The 19,104-nt window shown below is 44.7% G+C and carries 20 protein-coding genes; 11 read left to right on the forward strand and 9 right to left on the reverse strand.

Annotated features, from left to right (window positions below; translation table 11 throughout):
* Positions 1-11: 11 nt before the first annotated feature.
* Positions 12-2,981: a DNA polymerase III subunit alpha gene (locus L0660_RS03815; RefSeq protein WP_235158248.1), complete on the reverse strand. Its 2,970-nt coding sequence runs from the start codon at positions 2,979-2,981 to the stop codon at positions 12-14.
* Positions 2,982-3,016: 35 nt separating this feature from the next.
* Positions 3,017-4,246, reverse strand: a complete 1,230-nt coding sequence (locus tag L0660_RS03820) for a DNA polymerase IV (RefSeq protein WP_235158249.1) — start codon at positions 4,244-4,246, stop codon at positions 3,017-3,019.
* A 140-nt stretch (positions 4,247-4,386) separates the two neighbouring features.
* On the opposite strand from L0660_RS03820, the gene L0660_RS03825 reads away from it, so the two are divergent.
* Positions 4,387-5,163: a LexA family transcriptional regulator gene (locus L0660_RS03825; protein ID WP_235158250.1), complete on the forward strand. Its 777-nt coding sequence runs from the start codon at positions 4,387-4,389 to the stop codon at positions 5,161-5,163.
* A gap of 13 nt (positions 5,164-5,176) precedes the next feature.
* Here L0660_RS03825 and L0660_RS03830 read toward each other — a convergent pair whose 3' ends face one another.
* From L0660_RS03830 to L0660_RS03840, 3 genes are all read right to left on the reverse strand, one after another.
* Positions 5,177-5,338, reverse strand: a complete 162-nt coding sequence (locus tag L0660_RS03830; protein ID WP_310589301.1) for a PIN domain-containing protein — start codon at positions 5,336-5,338, stop codon at positions 5,177-5,179.
* Complete coding sequence (locus tag L0660_RS03835; protein WP_235158251.1) at positions 5,335-5,541, reverse strand: hypothetical protein; 207 nt, start codon at positions 5,539-5,541, stop codon at positions 5,335-5,337. The genes L0660_RS03830 and L0660_RS03835 overlap by 4 nt, the downstream gene beginning before the upstream one ends.
* 65 nt (positions 5,542-5,606) lie before the next feature.
* A complete protein-coding gene (locus tag L0660_RS03840; RefSeq protein WP_235158252.1) occupies positions 5,607-7,388 on the reverse strand; it encodes an ABC transporter ATP-binding protein in 1,782 nt (593 codons plus the stop codon).
* Positions 7,389-7,631: 243 nt separating this feature from the next.
* Between L0660_RS03840 and nusB the strand changes: the two genes are divergently transcribed.
* From nusB to coaE, 6 genes are read left to right on the forward strand one after another with little or no spacing between them, the layout of a single operon-like run.
* Positions 7,632-8,798 carry a transcription antitermination factor NusB gene (gene nusB / locus L0660_RS03845; RefSeq protein WP_235158253.1) on the forward strand — a complete coding sequence of 389 codons (1,167 nt, stop codon included), beginning with the start codon at positions 7,632-7,634 and terminating at the stop codon, positions 8,796-8,798.
* A gap of 36 nt (positions 8,799-8,834) precedes the next feature.
* Positions 8,835-9,137: a YtxH domain-containing protein gene (locus tag L0660_RS03850; RefSeq protein WP_026632678.1), complete on the forward strand. Its 303-nt coding sequence runs from the start codon at positions 8,835-8,837 to the stop codon at positions 9,135-9,137.
* A gap of 10 nt (positions 9,138-9,147) precedes the next feature.
* Positions 9,148-9,588: a DUF1573 domain-containing protein gene (locus L0660_RS03855; RefSeq protein ID WP_235158254.1), complete on the forward strand. Its 441-nt coding sequence runs from the start codon at positions 9,148-9,150 to the stop codon at positions 9,586-9,588.
* Positions 9,589-9,639: 51 nt separating this feature from the next.
* Positions 9,640-9,942, forward strand: coding sequence for a preprotein translocase subunit YajC (gene yajC, locus L0660_RS03860; protein ID WP_233795644.1), 303 nt, complete (start codon positions 9,640-9,642; stop codon positions 9,940-9,942).
* 9 nt (positions 9,943-9,951) lie between these two features.
* Positions 9,952-10,644 carry a hypothetical protein gene (locus L0660_RS03865; protein ID WP_229204294.1) on the forward strand — a complete coding sequence of 231 codons (693 nt, stop codon included), beginning with the start codon at positions 9,952-9,954 and terminating at the stop codon, positions 10,642-10,644.
* A gap of 27 nt (positions 10,645-10,671) precedes the next feature.
* Entirely contained in the window at positions 10,672-11,274 is a 603-nt protein-coding gene (gene coaE / locus L0660_RS03870; RefSeq protein WP_235158255.1) for a dephospho-CoA kinase, read from the forward strand.
* Between the two features lies 1 nt (position 11,275).
* On the opposite strand, the gene L0660_RS03875 is transcribed toward coaE, so the two are convergent.
* The 4 genes from L0660_RS03875 to L0660_RS26280 are packed head-to-tail and all read right to left on the reverse strand — an operon-like array spanning position 11,276 to position 14,501.
* Complete coding sequence (locus tag L0660_RS03875; RefSeq protein ID WP_235158503.1) at positions 11,276-13,042, reverse strand: DNA polymerase III subunit gamma/tau; 1,767 nt, start codon at positions 13,040-13,042, stop codon at positions 11,276-11,278.
* Positions 13,043-13,077: 35 nt separating this feature from the next.
* The gene (locus L0660_RS03880) at positions 13,078-13,917 is read right to left on the reverse strand and encodes a family 16 glycosylhydrolase (RefSeq protein WP_235158256.1); all 840 of its coding nucleotides are present in this window, start codon (positions 13,915-13,917) and stop codon (positions 13,078-13,080) included.
* A complete protein-coding gene (locus tag L0660_RS03885; protein WP_233795647.1) occupies positions 13,910-14,065 on the reverse strand; it encodes a hypothetical protein in 156 nt (51 codons plus the stop codon). The genes L0660_RS03880 and L0660_RS03885 overlap by 8 nt, the downstream gene beginning before the upstream one ends.
* On the reverse strand, positions 14,052-14,501 hold the full coding sequence (locus L0660_RS26280) for a DUF6934 family protein (RefSeq protein WP_409013380.1): 450 nt from the start codon (positions 14,499-14,501) through the stop codon (positions 14,052-14,054). The genes L0660_RS03885 and L0660_RS26280 overlap by 14 nt, the downstream gene beginning before the upstream one ends.
* A 126-nt stretch (positions 14,502-14,627) precedes the next feature.
* Between L0660_RS26280 and L0660_RS03890 the strand changes: the two genes are divergently transcribed.
* The 4 genes from L0660_RS03890 to L0660_RS03905 all read left to right on the forward strand — a co-directional run bounded on the left by L0660_RS03890 (position 14,628) and on the right by L0660_RS03905 (position 19,046).
* Positions 14,628-15,632: a GSCFA domain-containing protein gene (locus L0660_RS03890; RefSeq protein WP_235158257.1), complete on the forward strand. Its 1,005-nt coding sequence runs from the start codon at positions 14,628-14,630 to the stop codon at positions 15,630-15,632.
* 108 nt (positions 15,633-15,740) lie between these two features.
* Complete coding sequence (locus tag L0660_RS03895; RefSeq protein WP_235158258.1) at positions 15,741-16,847, forward strand: Mrp/NBP35 family ATP-binding protein; 1,107 nt, start codon at positions 15,741-15,743, stop codon at positions 16,845-16,847.
* A gap of 66 nt (positions 16,848-16,913) precedes the next feature.
* Complete coding sequence (locus L0660_RS03900) at positions 16,914-17,171, forward strand: NifU family protein (RefSeq protein WP_026632669.1); 258 nt, start codon at positions 16,914-16,916, stop codon at positions 17,169-17,171.
* 165 nt (positions 17,172-17,336) lie between these two features.
* On the forward strand, positions 17,337-19,046 hold the full coding sequence (locus L0660_RS03905; RefSeq protein WP_235158259.1) for a D-alanine--D-alanine ligase: 1,710 nt from the start codon (positions 17,337-17,339) through the stop codon (positions 19,044-19,046).
* Positions 19,047-19,104 lie beyond the last annotated feature (58 nt).

The raw sequence follows: 19,104 nt of genomic DNA on the forward strand, positions 1-19,104 counted from the left end.
TTTCTATAACCTTAACGCGTTGCGGAGTCCATCCTTGTAATTTCAATCACTTCGATCGTTAAAAAACCAAATTCTTCTGTGACTACGCCACGGATTTTATAAACACCTTTTACAGAAAAGTTAAACTTTGCTGCGACCTGCGGAAAATGCACGGTATCAATGAAATGCCCTTCCTGATCCAGAAAAGTGCCGAATTGCATGGTTTCACCCCTCGCCGTCCGTGTGTTTTTAACTGCTACGAGATACCCATATTGCACCACTTCGCGATTAACATAAGCATGGAGGTCTTTGCTCATAACGCTTTTCGGCAGCGCATTTTTCAAAAGATCGAAGGGGCTGCACAGTGCAAAACCCAGTAATTCTATCTGATCATATGCATCGTCAATCGGCGAAGAGTGGAACGTCGGGAGCTGATAATCTTTCACTTCCGTATGAAACAACTGCTTCTGCGGGACTTTTGCCGGTGTTTTACTGAGCCGGAAATGCGCTTTCCAAAGCAATGTTTTTTTGTTAATTCCCGTAAATCTGAATGCATCAATGCGGATCAGGATCGTCAATTGCTCTATAGAAATGGCCACGCGATCAATGAAATTATTCAAGGATGTGAACACGCCATCTTGCTCGCGCGCCGACACAATTTTCAGGATCGTTTTTTCTTCAATTTCATTCAAAAACTGCAATCCCAGATAAATGTCCTTTCCCTTGATCACGGCTTGCGCATTGCTGTTGTTCACGCAAGGCGCCATGATGGTTGCGCCCATCATGCGGGCTTCGTGCAGATATAATTCCGGTGCGTAAAAACCTCCGCCATTATTCAGCACGGCCACCATATATTCCAATGGATAATAGGCTTTCAGGAAAAGGGTTTGGTAACTTTCCACTGCATAGGACGCAGAATGTCCCTTCGCAAATGCGTAGCCGGCAAAACTGGCGATCTGATTCCAGATTTCCTGTGTCGTTTGCGGGGCATAGCCCATATCCGAGCAGTTTTTGAAATACTTTTTCTTCACACGCTCAAACTCATCGCGCCCGCGAAATTTGCCGCTCATTCCACGCCTGATCACATCGGCTTCGCCCAATGTAAGCTTGGCAAAATAGTGCGCAACCTTGATCACATCTTCCTGATAAACCATAATGCCGTACGTTTCGGGCATTAATTTTAATAGTTCAGGATGTGCTTCCTGGATTTTCTCAGGATTTTGGTGCCGCAAAATGTATTCGCGCATCATGCCGCTTTTCGCCACGCCAGGCCTGATAATGGAGCTTGCCGCCACCAGACCGAGATAGTTATCCACTTCGAGCTTACGTAAAAGCATGCGCATAGCAGGAGATTCCACATAAAAGCAACCAATGCATTGTGCTTGCTTGATGAGCTCGTTGATTTTTGGGTCAGTCTTGAATTTTTTGACATCGTCAATGTCAATAGGCTGCTCCTCAGGGCGATTGTATCGGATCACTTCCAAAGTTTCCTTGATCTTCGCCAATCCACGCTGCGCAAGAATGTCATACTTGTTTAGTCCCACATCTTCCGCAATCACCATGTCGAATTGCGTGGTAGGGAAGCCTTTGGGTGGCACATCGGTTGCGGTAAAATAATGGATAGGCCTTTCCGAAATGAGGATTCCGCCCGCGTGAATGCTCAAATGGTTCGGCTGATTATTATCCTGCAAATAACCCGCATACTTAATGACCAGCCCCGAAATTTGATCCAGTTTTTTAGGGTCAAATTTCCCATTGCTCAGCGCATCGATCTCATAAGCAGGCAAACCGAAAACTTTGCCTAACTCACGCACGGCCGCACTGTGCTGGAATGTGCTGTAAGTCGCCAGCAACGATGCCTGCCCATCTTTCCCGAAAGTGTCGAAAATGTATTGTGTCACATCCTCGCGGTCGCGCCATGAAAAGTCTATGTCGAAATCGGGCGGATTTTTACGGTGAAGGTTGATGAAACGTTCAAAATAAAGGTCCAGCTCTATCGGGTCAACATTCGTAATGTTTAGCAGATAAGCCACAATGCTGTTCGCGCCACTTCCGCGACCTACATAATAATAGCCTTTCCGTCGCGCATAGCTGACAATGTCATGGTTAACCAGGAAAAACGGCACGAAATTCTGCTTCTGGATCAGATCGAGTTCCATAGCGATCCGGTCAAAAATCTCGTCCGTTACATGCGCACCGTATCGATAGCCCAGTGCCTGATAACTGAGTGACGTCAGTTTTTGGTAATCGTCTTTTGCGCTTTCACCATAAACCCGCAGATTCTGATGCTCCCGGTCATCACCGAAATTGAAATGAATGCTGCATTCCTCCATCAGTTTTTCGGTGTTATGGATAATGAAATCAAGATCTTTTTCCTTGAAATGATATTCCAAAACCTTCAACGGCATGATTTGCTCGGATTCTTCGCCCGTTTCCGCAGGTGAAAGCTTGCTTAGCAATGTGTTTTCATCGATCGACCGCAATAGCCTGTGCATGTTGAAATCACGCTTGTTGCGAAAACTCAGCGGCTGCATAACCACAAACTTTTCCTTATGCTTATATAATGGTGAAAAGCGTATTCTGTTCAGGTCTTTTTGCGCAATGCCAATGAACTCATTGGGTAGCAACGTTTCTTTTTTAGTAGCAAATAGTTTTTCAAAGGGATAAATGAACACCGCATTTTCCAGCTCCGGTGCTTCATCCGGGAATGCTTCTTTTAATAAAGAATGTTTTGACAGGAAAGCATTCAGCTCCTGAAACCCGGCGTTATTTTTAGCTAACCCTACATATTGCTGCTGCATTCCATTACGAAAATCAATTCCTACTATTGGTTTAATGTCATATTTTGGCGCCATCCTAATGAAGTTCAGGCAGCCGGATGTGTTATTAATATCGGTCAGTGCAATGCAGCCATAACCGATTTCCCTGCTTATTTGAAGCAATTCCTGTTCCGGAATAGTCCCAAAACGAAGGCTGAAATAAGAGTGACAGTTGAGTAGCATGGTATTTTGGAAGTAAACTTATTCGTCGGGTAAATTCACGCATTCCGATGTGCGGGGATGTTGGGTGGGTCGCCGTTGAAGGGGTTTCCCATGCTGGAAATGTTGGGGATGCCGATGGTGGTGCCCCAGCTTAGAATCGCGTTTCCGCGCTTGTCGGTGCCGTATCTGTTCCGGATATAATCCATGGCCTGATAAAGATTTAACTTCTCCTCAGAGTCGTCGAACATGTTGATCTGATGACTGCCGGAAACAAGATCACTGAAATTGACTCCTACAAGCCGCACCATCATTCGACGATTATGCAGCAAATCGAATAGCCTCTCAATCTGAGGAATTAATGTATGATCAGCAGATGTGTAAGGAATCTTCACTTGTTTGGAAACCGTATTAAAATCCGAATACCGGATCTTAACAGAAATGCAGGAAGTGAGTTTATTGCCATTCCGAAGCTGGTAAGCCAGATTTTCACCCATTGCACGCAGCATTTCCCGCATTCGCTTCACGTCGCCGGTGTCTTTGCCGAAAGTCCGCTCATTCGAGATAGATTTGCGCTCATGAAACGGGATGATAGGAGAGTTGTCAAGCCCATTTGCGCGGTTCCAGAGCAGAATGCCGTTTTTACCCAATATTTCGCCCATCATTTCCACCGGCATTTCCTGTATCGTCTTCACATATTTGACGCCCATATCATACAGGATCTTGTTCGTCTTGTCCCCGACCATCGGAATCTTTTGCACGTGCATGGGCGCCAGAAAGCTTTTTTCCGTTCCTGCTTCGATCTTCTTGTGACTGTCCGGTTTTGCCTCGCCGGTCGCTACCTTAGACACAACTTTACTGGTCGAAAGGCCGCAGGAAATAGGAAGGCCGCTCTCACGTTTGATGCGCTCTCTCAGGTTGGTAGCAAGCTGATAAGTGCCGAAAAACTTGTCCATCCCGGACAGGTCGGCATAAAATTCATCAATGCTGGCTTTTTCGAAAACGGGCACAGTGTCCGCAATGATCTCCGACACAAGTTTCGACTCTTTGGAATAAATCCCGGCTTCGCCGCGAATGATCGTCGCTTCCGGGCAAAGCATACGCGCCATCTTCATGGACATGCCGGAATGCACGCCAAACGGTCGGGTTTCATAACTGCATGCCGCTACTACACCCCGGTCCCCGGTGCCGCCAACGAGTACGGGGCGGTTATTAAGACGGCTGTCGTGCTTTCGCTCCACCGACACAAAAAATGTGTCCAGATCCAGATGTAGTATCGTACGGTCCATTGCGTTTGGAATTTTTACAAAAATATGGATTATTTCCAAATATATGGAGCATATCCAAAATTAAAAAGGAAATATTCCAAAAAATATGTATCTTTGCTTGTGATAAGGAGTTACAGATTTTTTGACCAGATCATTCGGCTATGCAGATCGACGAGGAATTCAAGCGTTTTAAACAAATAAGGGAAGAATTGAATTTGACCCAGTCTGCGTTTGCAGACGAGCTGGGCATTAGCGCGACGACCGCTGACATTGAGCGTGGGCGGACGCGGATTCCCGGGCAGGTTGTAAAGGAATTGTTGCGAAAATATAGCATTAACCCATTGTGGCTTTTCGGCGATAGCAAGCAGAAATATTTACAGCCGGACAAGTTGCTGATGAGTCCTAAGGTTGTGACCGTGGATAATGCTGGCAAAGACAACATCGTGCTGGTAAGTGCCAAGGCGGCAGCCGGTTATCCCAACAACATTGGGGATGCACAATGGTTTGAAACATTGCCGGCCTTTTCTATCCCGCTGCCCGAATTCCGGAATGCTACATTCCGAGGTTTTCAGGTGGAAGGCGATAGTATGTCGCCGGTGCTTCATTCTGGCGAATGGATCGTCGGGAAGGCGCTTGATGATTGGGAGGACGTGAGTCCGAAGCAGATCTACGTCGTTGTGACGGTTGACAGCATTTTGGTAAAAAAGATACAGCAGGAAAGTCAATCAACGTTTATCAATCTAATTTCTTCAAACCCGGAATACAGCCCTATTAAACTGGATAGGAGTGAGATCAAGGAAATCTGGATTGTTAATAGTAAACTGACTTTTGACCTCGAAGCGGATAACAAGCAAGTGAGTTTGCTGACTTTACATTCAGAAATGCGCGAATTGAAGGAAGAGATGCGGAAGCTGGTAAAGGATATCGTGTCGAAGTAATGTTGCTTTTGATTTATTGATCGTAAGGATTTATCAATGTTAACCCGCTGATATTCGAAAAATCCTTAGTGTTTCGTGTCACCAACGTAAGATTATATACCATTGCCGTTGCAGCAATAATCGCATCCGGAAGTTTAAGATTATGCAGTTTTCGAATTTCTGCGGCTTTTATTATCCTGCTCGAAGTTCATCCAGATGAGTGTCAACATCTTGGATAGACTGTTTTGACATTACTCCTTTATATTGAGCAATTTGCAACCTATCTGCTGGCGCTTTCCGCTCTTCCTTCCTTAAACTGATCAGTTCAAGGCGCTCCATATCCATTAAAAGATTGAGCGCTTTTTCATTAATTATGTCAACTGTGATGGTCTGTCTCATAATTCTTGCAAATAAAGCACCATAAATATACAAATATCCAGCAATTATTGTTGCAGAGGCCAAATTTACGCTTCTTCCGCAACCAACTGCTTCTCATACAACTCCTTATACGCCCTGTTGAGCGCCATTAGTTCGGCGTGGGTTCCTTGTTCGATAATTTTTCCTTCGTCCAGCACTACGATGCGGTCGGCGAGCTTGGCGGAGGAGACGCGGTGGGAGATGATCACGGAGGTGCGCTGATCCATGATGCGTTTCAGATTGTTAAGGATAATGTTCTCCGTGTTGGTATCGACGGCGGACAAGCAGTCATCGAGAACGAGGATTTTTGGGTCACGTGCGATGGCTCTGGCAATGGATAGCCGCTGTTTTTGACCTCCGGAAAGCGTTATGCCGCGTTCACCTAGCAATGTTTGATAACCCTGCGGGAAGTCTTTAATGTTGTTATACAAGTCCGCATCCTTAATGGCTTGCTCAATTCGTTCAAACGGCATATCCGTTGTTCCGAAGCGAACATTGTTCTCAATCGAATCAGAGAAAAGGAACACATCCTGAGGCACATAGCCAATTTGCCGGCGATAAGCATGCACATCGTAGTCCTTCATTGGAATGTTGTCGATCAGGATTTCACCTTCTGTCGGATCGTAAAGACGGCCTAACAAATGGGCCAGCGTGCTTTTTCCAGAACCCGTAGTTCCTAGAATTGCTACACTTTCCCCCGGTTTTACCTCCAAATCAAAATCGTGCAATGCCTTTATACCGGAATCAGGATAAACGAAGCCTACATGTTTGAATGTGATCGCGCCTTCGAGTGGTTTTTCGATATTTTTAACCGAAACCAATGTTGTTTTTTCATTTAAAAACTCATTGATCCGAGTTTGTGAAGATGCTGCCCTTTGGATCTGACTCGTTGTCCAGCCGAGCGCCATCACGGGCCACGTCAGCATATTGACATATAAAATAAACTCCGTAATGTTCCCAGGCGTGAGGTTTCCATTGATGATTTCCTGCCCGCCGACGAAAATGACGAGAATGTTACTAAGTCCGATCAGCAAGACAATTACAGGATAAAAGAAGGCGTCGACCTTGGTCAGGCTCAATGATTTCTTTTTAAAATCTTCCGCCTCTCTTTCAAAATTCGTATATGAATGTTTCTCCTGAACAAAGGATTTAATAACCCTTATCCCTGAAAAAGCTTCCTGCACGTAAGTGGACAGTCCGGAAAGCTGCTTTTGGATCTCCTGGGAGCGTTTCATGATCATGCTGTTCACAATGTAAACGCTGATCGAAAGCACCGGGAGGGGCAGCAGCACAAATAGAGTAAGCTTCGTGCTCACGGAGAGCATGTAGGAAATGACGAGAAAGAACAGGACGATCAGGTTAATGCCATACATTAATGCCGGACCGACATACATGCGGACATTGCTCACATCCTCGGAAATCCGGGCCATCAGGTCGCCTGTGCTGTGACGGCGGAAGAAACTGGCTGGTAAGGTCTGGTAATGTTGGTAAATGTCATTTTTAAGCTCGAACTCGATATGCCGAGACATAACGATGATTGTCTGCCTGACAAGGAACAGGAAAATCCCTTTAAGAAGCGCCATAGCAAGGATTAACAAGCCATATAGCAGGATGCTGAACGCGAAAATGTCATACATCTCAGTCTGCAAAGCGGCGCCGTTGAACAGATAATAGATATCCAGCGTCTCAATCACCAGATCCAGCGCGTAACGCACAAGCTGGGCAGGGATTATTCCAAAAAGGTTAGAAATAATTGTAAAAATGGTCCCAAGGATCAGATACCACTTGTATTTCCATAAGTACTGGTTGAGGTACTTTAATGCTTTCACTATATCTTATTTTAACTGCGGATTTTCCCAAGCCAGACAGGCGATAACTAACCAACATCCTATCGTTTCAAAACGTTGCAAATTTAAAAGACGGCATTTCATTTTTTCGATTCTAAACAAAATAGTCTATTTTTGCGGTCAATTTTAAACGAAAAACGCAGGGGAAAGTATTCAAACGGCCCTGCCAAATACAGATACGTTCTTTGATTTACTGTACCTTTTATCCAATTAGTGTTCCGGCTTATGCTGAATAGAAGATTATTAAGAACTAAGGCGGTTCAGGCGCTTTATGCCCGTCAGCTTACAAGAGATGCCAATCGTTTACTGGCCTTAGACCACATTGAAGCGGCTTTTCAGCCGGATCTTAATTCCATGGAATTTCAGGACCGGGCGAAACTGTCGGGAATGAGAAAGCTTGCCGGAATGACCCTCGATGAATTTATCAAGCACGGAAAGCCGAAGGAAGATGAAGAACTTCCTGAGCAGGTGATCAGAGTGGCGCGGAGCGCTTTTGAGGCATACAGCAGACAAACAACTTCCGATGGGGAGAAAATGGTTCGCCGGGTTTTGAATGAGACGGAATCCATTTACGTGGATTTCATCCGGGTTTTATCCATGTTAATAGAGCTTTCGCATCAGGCTAAAATAGACCGCGAAAGAAGATACGATGATCCTGAGGCGCCTTTTCCAAAGGATGCCGGACTCGATACAAACCGGGTTATCCAGGTTTTGATTGCTGATAAAACGCTTGAAGAAGAAATTATCAGGAACGGGATCAATTGGAGTAATGAAATGAACCTGATCCGGAAAACCTATCGCGAAGCACTGCGCAAGGACGAGGAATACACAGCTTATTGCAAAAACGCATCGCATACGCCGGAAGAAGATCAGGCCATTGTGCAACACGTTTTGCGGCAGGTTATATTAAAGCATGAAGTGCCCCTAGAATATCTGGAACAGCGCGATCTTTACTGGGTAGACCATAGCGAACTGATCAGGAGCCTTGCTATCAAAACATTAAGATCAGCAGATAACAGCGCAACATTTGAAATTTCTCCGTTGACAAAAGATTGGGAAGAAGACCGGTTTTTTGTTGAGGAACTTTGCAGGATTGTTGTTGAGGAGAGTGACCAGTATGATGTTTATCTGGATGAGCACCTGAAAAACTGGGAACTTGACCGGATTGCATTGGTTGATCTGATCATTCTGAAGACGGCGCTTGCAGAGCTGATCCATTTCCCTGGAATTCCTGTGAAAGTAACCATCAACGAGTTTATTGAAATTGCAAAAAGGTACAGTACGCCAAAAAGCGGTAAGTTTGTAAATGGTGTCCTGGACGTGCTTTCGGTTAAACTGGCCAAAGAAGGCGTGATCAGAAAAAGCGGACGCGGACTGATAGATAACAAATAGGCTGAGCACAATAATTACAGCTAAAAACCAAAAGTCATGAGTAAAACGAGCAATAGTTTAATCGCATTTTTAACCGGTTGTGTCACTGGCGCTGCTCTCGGGATCCTCTATGCACCTGATAAAGGGGAGGTTCTGCGTACGCAATTGACATATAGATTGTCTAAATACAGAGAAAAATTACAGGATGTTATAGATGATCTGGTTCAGAAAAAAGACCAGCCTGATAACTTCACAAAGACTGAGGGCGAGCGTGTTGTCAATGATGCACGCGAAAAAGCAGAAAAGTTACTTGAAGACGTAGATCGCCTGATGGCACAAATCAAAGGTCAGACCAGCTGATTTATTTCATATGAAAATACGGTCATTGGGTTTCTTATTGGGAGTTGCATTATTACTTTCCAATTGTTCCAAAAGCGATAATAAAGAAGATTCAAAACAGGCAGACTCAAAGATGCCTGTTTTTACTTTGAGCGATAGTTCAACATTTGAATTCGGGACAATTCAGGAAGGGGAGGTTGTTGAACATGATTTCAAGTTCCGGAATGATGGCGAATATCCTTTGATCCTCAATAATATAACTTCATCTTGCGGCTGCACCACGCCGGAGTGGCCGAAAGATCCCATTGGTCCGAAGCAGACTTCCGGCATTAAAGTCCGTTTTGACAGTAAAAATAAAACTGGCCCGCAGGTAAAAACCATAACGGTTTATGCCAACACGGAGCCGGCTTACACGGAGCTCAGGCTGAAAGGAATTGTAAACGCAGCTTCCAAGCCTGATACACTCAACTAGCTTTCTCTATCACAACCGAAAGGTTAACAACTTACTAATCCATCCATTATAATGAAATTTTCGATTTTAGCACAAGCAGCAAGTGGCGGTTCAGAAGCCATGATTTACCAGGTCGTGATGTGGGTTGGTATCATTGGTGTATTCTATTTTTTCATGATCCGTCCGCAGCAAAAGAAACAAAAAGAGCAAAAAGAGCTTCTTGGCAATCTTAAAAAAGGAGATCAGGTCGTTACAATAGGAGGGATCCACGCGCGGGTTTATACTGTTGAGGATGCCATTGTTACGCTTGAACTGGATAAAGGAGTGAAGCTTACAGTGGATAAGTCAGCGGTTGCGCGTACTATTGCAGGGTAAAGTCATGTTATGAGTAACGCACCATCAGGCCAGAATAAAGTCAAGACCTTTTTTGTATGTATTCTGGCAGCCTCGTTTTTTTGGTTAATGAATGTATTGAACAAGGATAATTATTCGATTAAGCTTAATTATCCCCTGGACATCGAATATGATTATTCGGCTTTTGTTCCTATGCAGCCATTACCAAAACGGATTTCCGTGAATGTCTCGGGCGACGGCTGGACGCTGCTGCAAAAATCCTGGCTTAATTTCAATGCTAATCCCGTGGTTTATAAGGTCAACAACCCCAATGAGGCAAGTTTCATCAACTCGACCACATTGACGGACCAGATCACGGAATTGTTCCCAAACCTGCACGTGAATTATGTTATTGCGGATACATTCGAGCTCAATTTCGAGCGAAAGATCAGGAAGATCATTCCTATCCGGGTGGATAGCGCGGCGATAAATATCCGGGATGGTTACGTTATTTCAAGCATTATTAATGTTTCCCCATCGCTTATATCTGTCGACGGGCCCGTTTCGTTGATCAAGACTTATCCGGATACAATCCGTGTCAGCGTTCCTACGCCCAAGATCCAAAACAACTTTGACGAAAGCCTGCCCATCCCCCTGCCGGTTTCGCCGTTGGTAGAGGTGAGTCACCGGGACGTTTACATTAGTTTTGAGGTGGCACAGTATCTCAATGTGATCACGCCGTAAATTCATCATTCACGTCATTTTTCCGTCATGTCACTTCCCCTTCAAGTTGGAATTACCGGCGGAATCGGCTCTGGGAAAAGTGTTGTCTGTAAATTGTTTGCCTGCCTGGGCATTCCCGTTTACAATGCAGACAGCCGGGCCAAATGGCTCACCAATCACAATCCCCAAATCATTGAAAGTGTTGTCTCGCTGTTAGGAAAAGATTCCTATACCAGCGAAGGACATTATAATACAGCATATGTTAGCTCGCTGGTTTTCAGCAATGAACATTTACTCAAAAAACTGAATGCAATCATTCATCCCGTCGTCATGCAGGACACCGCAGATTGGGTTGAAAATCATGCAGGATCGCCGTATGTCGTAAAGGAAGCAGCCATTATGAATAAGGCTGGCGACCGCAATGCACTGGATTATGTGGTTGTGGTTGAAGCGCCACTAGAATTGCGGATATCCCGAATCTTGCAAAGGGACAATCGCAGCGAGGACCAGATCAGGGCCATTGTAAAGAGACAGGTTTCGGACGACGAACGGAGAATGGTCGGCAATTTTTTTGTCAATAATGACGAAAGATCAGCTTTGATTCCGCAGATATTGAAGCTTCATGAAATTTTTCTGTCAGCAAGAAGATAAATTAAAAATCTACATCTAATCCCAAAGCTTGTTTCAATTCCAGCAGATACGGATTTTTCTCCGCCATAAAATTGAATTTTTCTGCCGGGGTGTAAGGAAGCCTGTTCACTTCCTGCGGTGCCACGCGCGGGTTTATTTCCAGCCTCGGTGCATCAATGCGACTTTTAAGATAGGTTAGCAGTTCATAACGCACATTCGCCATTGCTTCCAACTGGTGCGTGTTGTCCAAAGCGATTTCAATGCTCGTGCCTTCCAGTTTGAATTCTTTGTTCAAACTGATTTCTTCCGTTGTGGAGTTACCTGCTATCCTTCGCTTTTCGGCGAATTCATACCAATGCGTTTGCAGCGTTTCGAATGTAAGTGCCTCTTTTCTTACATTGGTCTGCGTGGCCGCATAGCCGTTCTCAAGCTCACTACTTGGCTTTTCTTTAACTGCTGTCTCTGCCGCCGCCGCTGTGGGACTTAATGCAATCGTATTTTTGAGACGCGAAGGGGCGTGTGCAACTGGCTGTGCAACGCGCGCCGGAGCCTCGGTATGATTTCCATTTAAGGGCAAACCATTGCTGGGCGTTTCAATGGGCGTTGCAGGGGCAGTATTTAAAGGTTTTAACTCAGGCTCAACTTTTTTTTTTGCCGTTTCATCAACGGCGGCAAGAGAAGAAAGTTGAAGAACATGGGGCAGATTGGCGAGCTTCATCAAACAAAGCTCCACATGCAACCGCTGGTTTTTCGCCGATTTATAATTGATATCACACTGGCTGGCAATGCTCAGCGCAGACAACAAAAAGCTCATATCCGCCAATGCCGACTGCTGCTGATATTTCCGTTCCGCTGATTCCGAAACCTGCAAAAGCGTGACAGTTTGCGGGTCCTTGCAGACCAGGAGATTCCGAAAATGTTCCAAAAGGCCAACCACGAACAAATGACCGTCAAAGCCTTTTCTCAAAATTTCATCAAATAAAACCAGCGAGCGGGCAATGCTGCCCGAAGTCAGCGCATCTGTGATTTTGAAATAATAATCGTAGTCCAGAATGTGCAGATTTTCCAGCACAGCTTCATAAGTAAGCCTGTTATCTGTCGAAAATGTCACATTCAGGTCAAACATCGAAAGCGCATCCCGAAGACCGCCATCAGCCTTCTGGCCGATCAGCTCCAATGCTTCTTTTTCTGTTTCGATACCCTCTTTCTGCGCGATATCTGACAAGTGATAAGCGATGTCTTTCGGCTGAATGCGGTTGAAGTCGAAGATCTGGCAACGGGAAAGAATGGTTGGCAGAATTTTATGCTTTTCCGTGGTCGCCAGGATAAAAATGGCGTAACCAGGCGGCTCTTCCAACGTTTTCAAAAATGCATTGAAGGCAGCTTGCGAAAGCATGTGCACCTCATCAATAATATAGATTTTGTATTTCCCGGTTTGAGGCGGGTAACGAACCTGGTCTATCAGGTTACGGATATCTTCAACGGAGTTATTAGAAGCAGCATCCAGCTCATGAATGTTGAATGATGCATTGTTTTGAAAACTGACACAAGATTCGCATTCACCGCACGCTTCCACATCATCGCCAAGGTTCTGGCAGTTGATGGTTTTGGCTAAGATCCTTGCGCAAGTTGTTTTTCCAACCCCTCGCGGCCCGCAAAAAAGGAAAGCCTGCGCCAGGTGATTGGTGCGGATTGCGTTTTTTAAAGTTGTAGTGATGTGTGACTGGCCAACCACCGAGTCGAAAGTGACGGGACGATACTTTCTGGCCGAGACAACGAAATTATCCATAGCGCAAGATACTTCCATGCGCTCGAATTTCAAAGTTACTTTTTCTCGACAAGCGGGTAAACGCGCACGTAATCCACCTCCATTTTTTGAGGGAAAATGCTGTCATCCACGCCTTTCTGTCCGCCCCAATTGCCTCCGACAGCCATATTTAAAATTAAATGAAAAGGTCTATCAAAGGGCCATTGAGCCCAGTCGTAGCCAGCTTCTTTATTAAAAGTAAAATAGTCTTTGCCGTCCAACAGGATCTTCACGCTTTCCGGCGTCCATTCACAGGAATAAATGTGAAACTCTTCCGAAACCATTTCAACGACGACATTATCACCCTTATTCGTCTTTATAGCATGGTTAAAAGCCTTGGTATGAATGTTCCCATGAACCCGGTTCTGGTCAAAACCTACGTGTTCCATGATATCAATCTCACCATTATCCGGCCAACCCTTATTTCCATAGCTGTTTCCGCTCGCCAGCATCCATATCGCAGGCCAGGTGCCGCGGCCTTTCGGAAGCTTCGCACGGGTTTCGAATTTGCCATAAGTAAAATCCGCCTTACCCTTCGAAACCAGCCGCGCCGAACTATAATCAGCCTTTCCCGACTTTCCTTTAACAGCCTCAATGACCAGATGCCCATTTTCCACTTTGGCATTTTCGATCTTATCTGTATAATTCTGCAACTCATTATTCCCCCAGCCTTGATCCCCCAGGTCATAGCTCCACTTCTTCGGGTCAGGCTTACCAGCGTAATCGAATTCATCCTCCCAGGAAGGGGTGGAGGCGAAATTGTAGTTAGGAGAGGTTGCTGGTGTGGTCGCAGGCTGAGCACAGCAATAGAGAAGGCTCGACAGCATGAATGCGCCAAATAGTAAGGGTTTAATCATTCGAGTGAATTGATTTGCCTTTTCTAATGCGCTCTAACTGCGCTGGATCCATTTTCCTTAGCATTGCATTTACCTCGTCAAGCTTCTTTTTTACGATCTGCTCACCTGTAAGCTTCGCAGCTTTGTCGTCTTCTTTAATTCGTGTCATGCTTTTTTCTGATTAGATAAAAATGATAAGAACTATTGCTTGTAAATGGATAGAGCACGCTAACTATTACGCCTAAAATTTCGAAAGAATTATGGAAGGCATGTAATTCTCTGGTAATGATCATGCTGTACAACCTGTGCCGTTTAGGATCACTTCCTCGAAAGACAACGTTGCTACCTGGGTTTCTCTTAAAAAAATCAGTTATAATTTTTATAGTCGTTGCCATAACTGTTCGGAAATCCTTATTCTTTGTTTCCGTTATGTCACAAAGTTCACCGTCTGATAGAAGATCAAGAAGGGCTAAGTTGTAAACTGTCTCGTCATCGGATTGCCTTACTAAAACAACCTTTTTTACTCGCTTTTCAGCACTGACGCTTACAAATTCATACCGCAACTCGTGCTGGGCAAGCGTAAATGGGTAGAAGGTTTCTTGCATTAAAGAAAATGTATAGTGTGTAATTTATCCTAAACATAATCCTTTTCTCTAATTTATGAAAACACATTAATTGCCCTAAACCGGGCAAATACTTGTAATTTTGCGATTGATACATTTTATAGGTTAATGATGGAAATTAAGCTTAGTACGGAGGTTGGGATCACTCCATCGGATTGGAAAATTGGCCATCATTCCAGGATTGCGACAATCGGTTCTTGTTTTGCAGATGTGCTTGGTAGTCAGCTTAGCGGGTATAAATTTCCGGTTTTGAATAATGATTTTGGAACTGCATTTAATCCGCTGGCCATTGCCAAAATTTTAGATATTACGCTGGAAGGTAAGGAGCCTAATCAAGCATTGTTTTTAGAGAATCCGGATAAGATCTGGCTTCATCATGATTTCCATTCATCGTTGTACGGACATGATAGGGAGGCTTTACATGCACAGTTGATAGATAAATTGGTGTCTGCAAGAGTCTTTTTGAAAGAAGCGGATGTTCTGGTAATCACTTTCGGAACTGCGTTTGCTTACCGGCATAAGCAGACGAATCTGATCGTCGGCAATTGTCATAAACAGCCAGCCGACCGTTTCCTGAGAGAATTGCTTCATCCCGATCAGATCATGATCGCTTATGATCAGCTGATCCAAAAATTGCAGTCTTTCCAAAGAAATCTCAGGGTGATATTGACGGTCAGCCCGGTGAGGCATACACGGGATACGCTGCCGCTGAACCAGGTTAGCAAGTCAACATTGCGGCTGGTTTGTCACCGGTTATCTGAAAAATACAAGCATGTCGAGTATTTTCCTGCTTACGAAATCATGGTGGATGAGCTGCGTGATTACCGGTTTTATGAGGAAGATATGATCCATCCGACCAAGGTTGCAGAGGATTACATTTTCAATGCTTTCGCTAAAACTTACATTGAACCCAGTGCCCGGAATCTTATGAAAGAATGGGACGCTATACGCCAAATGACCCAACACAGGCCTTTGCATGGCGTTACGGAAAGTCACCGGAAATTGCTGAAAAACGTGTTGTTAAAATTAAAAGCACTGTCATCGCAAATTGATGTCACCAGAGAAATTGCGGAAACAGAAGAGAAAATCCATGAATTTTCAGATTTGAGATAAACTCATTGGGAATAATTCGTGTTGCATAATATTCAAGTATAGAATTAGGTATTTTTAAGTTTCCGGGGCTTCATAAGGCGTAAAAATCGAGAGGTCTTAACCAGTATAATGGGAGAATTTACAATTAATAAGGAGAAAGTTTTACAGGCGCTCAGCACTGTTGAAGAACCGGATCTCAAAAAGGATTTGGTGACGCTGGGTATGATCCAGGACATTGAAATTGGGGTGAATCAGGTAAGATTTACAGTTGTTTTGACAACCCCCGCCTGTCCGTTGAAAGAGCTGATCCGCAGAAATTGCGAGGCAGCCATTCACGAGCATTTAAGCCCGGACGTCGAGGTTGTTATCAAGCTTACAGCCAATGTAACTTCAACGCGTCAGTCGGGGCCGGTTATTCCGGGCGTGAAGAATGTGATCGCTATTTCTTCCGGAAAAGGCGGCGTGGGTAAGTCAACAGTCACTGCGAACCTTGCTATGGCGCTGCACCGTTCGGGCGCTTCGGTCGGCATTATTGATGCGGATATTTTTGGGCCTTCGATCCCGGTAATGTTTGGTGCAGAGAATATGCAGCCTACCATTACGCCGAAAGACGGTAAAAACTTCATTAACCCGATCCGCCAGTACGGGATCAAAATGATCTCCATAGGATTCCTTACTCCTCCTGATAGCGCGGTCGTTTGGCGTGGGCCAATGGCCAGCCAGGCTTTGAAGCAATTTTTTGCAGATACGGACTGGGGCGATCTGGATTATCTTTTGATCGACCTTCCTCCCGGCACCAGCGATATACATTTAACATTAGTGCAAACAGTGCCCGTAACCGGAGCGGTGATCGTTACCACGCCTCAAAAAGTGGCACTTGCTGATGCTATCAAAGGTTTGCAAATGTTCCGCCAGCCGCAGATCAATGTGCCGATTTTGGGTGTAGTTGAAAACATGTCCTGGTTTACGCCGGAAGAAATGCCTGGTCATCAGTATCATATCTTCGGAAAAGGAGGAGGTCAGTTGCTTGCAGATAAGTTTGATGTTCCTTTATTGGGCCAAATTCCTTTGGTACAAGGCATTAGGGAGGCAGGTGACGAAGGACGCCCGGCTGTTATGGATATGAATCCGATTGTGAATGATGCATTCCGTGATGCAGCTGAGTCGTTGGCGCAGCAGGTTGCGATCAGAAATGCTACAAAGGAGAAAACGCAGCCCGTTGAAATCCAGGCTTAGCATTATATGTTAATGATTTGATTTTTTGAATATATTCTTGCACCTTAGCAAATAGATTTTTTAACAATGGATTCAAAAGAAAAAATAATAGAGCTCATCGAGCAGGCACTCGATACGGTACGACCTTATTTGCATGCAGACGGTGGAGATGTGAAATTTGTGGAATTGACTGATGATCTGGTCGTTAAATTGGAGTTGCAGGGCTCTTGCCAAAGCTGCCCTATGAGTGCAATGACATTCCGCGCAGGTCTGGAAGAATCCATTCGCAAAGCTGTTCCTTATGTTAGCAAAGTTGTTTCTGTGAATGTCCCTGAATTGGCTTAAAACAAGCCGGTTTTTATAACCTTATTTTAATCAAAGGCAGCTTTTCTAAACGGAAAGCTGCTTTTTTATTTAAAATTTTCGGGCATTTCAGCCAGAAATTGATTCGTCCCGATTAGTACGTTATATTGCGCGTAAGATTTAGAAGATTTTACCTGACATTTAAATATGCGTATCGGAATTTTTTTCGGAGGACCTTCCCGCGAAAGGGAAATTTCATTTGCTGGTGGAAAAACTGCTTTTGAATACCTGGATAAATCACTTTTTGAGCCAGTTCCGGTCTTTGTGGATAGTTTCGGACGTTTTATCCTGCTGGAAAAACCACTTATGTATGCCAGTGAGATCAGGGAGTTCTATCCGTCGCGAAGCATCCAGCAAACTGGTTTTAAAACCTATATAGAATCCCATCCGGAGCTCGCCAACGAGTCCGTTCCTTCCGAAATTGGGGTAGAGATATCTCCTGAACAATTCAAGCAACATTTCGATTTCGTATTCCTGGCCATGCATGGCCCTGATTGTGAGGACGGTGCAATTCAGGGTTTGTTGGAATGGTATAAAATTCCTTACAGCGGGCCTGGTTTAATGGGTTCGGCAGTCGGAATTGATAAAATTCTTCAAAATGAAATGATCACATTGGTGAATGGTCAGCAGAAAAAGAGCTGGACATTGCGTTATGATCAATGGATTCCAAACGAGTATCCAATTCTTTTTCGGGTCCTTAAAAAACATTTAGGACTTCCGTTGGTCATTAAAGCGCCACATCAGGGCTCGTCTATCGGCGTTGCTATTGTGAAGGATGATTCTTTGGAAGAATTTATATCAGCAGTTAACCAATGCTTTTTCCAGGTGGAGCTCGATAGCGCGACCTGGACTGCGCTGGGCGGATCCGAAAAACAAGCTTGGGCACAAAAAGTGGCAAATCTTGATGAAGGAATCGGTTTTCCGCTGGTTTTGAATGGTGAAATGATATATCACCCGGCAAAGTTGATCGATGTGCTGGACAGCTATTTCTCAACAGCAAATGAACCTGCTGTTCTCAGCAGCGCTAATGGTGAAGACCAGGTTTTAATAGAAGAGTTTGTCAGCGGGCAGGAGTTTTCCTGCGGCTGCATCCAGCTTGATAATGGGAAGCCGTTGGCCCTGCCGCCCAGCGAAGTGATCAAAATGGTGCAGGTTTTTGATTTTAATGCAAAATATAAGCCCGGAGCAAGCCGCAAACGCATTCCGGTTGACACAACGCTTGAACTGAATCAGGAGATCCAAAAGGTGATAGCGACCGTTTTTGAACAACTGGGCATTGATGTTTGCGTCCGTATCGACGGATTTCTGACACCGGAAGGCACCATTGTGCTCCATGACCCTAATACGATTCCCGGAATGTCACCTACATCATTCATCTTCAAGCAGATGGCTGAAATTGGGCTGAATGTAACGCATGCGCTTACCTATCTTGTGAGGCAGTCGATCCGGGAAAGGATCCGTTCCGGGAAAAATATCTGGCAATTAAGGACTTTGCTGGATGGTCTTGATGCGAAAATTAGAGCAGAGAATGCTAAAAGCAAACCTTCGAAATTTATCGTATTTGCTTCAACTGATGAAGATTATATAGCAGCACGGTCAAAATATGGCAGGATGAATGCGGAAGGAGAAGTGAAGCCAATTCCTGTCCTTCATGCTTCGGATGGAAAATATTATGTGTTAACCAATCCGCTGATGTTCAAGGAATATGTAGCGGATGTGGAAGCATTGTTGCACACGGAACGCCATCCATTATTGACCGAAACGGCGCAGAGGGCAGCTGAAACGACTGCATTTTATGCAGGCAAAGTAAACTATCAGGTAAGCGTCTACAATGACCTGGAATCACTTGCAGTTTGAGGTGAAATTTGCTGATCGGTGATGATTTGCCGATTAAGTTTTTAGTTTTACACAGAGA

The sequence above is a fragment of the Dyadobacter sp. CY351 genome (assembly GCF_021502625.1).
Taxonomy (GTDB): domain Bacteria; phylum Bacteroidota; class Bacteroidia; order Cytophagales; family Spirosomataceae; genus Dyadobacter; species Dyadobacter chenhuakuii.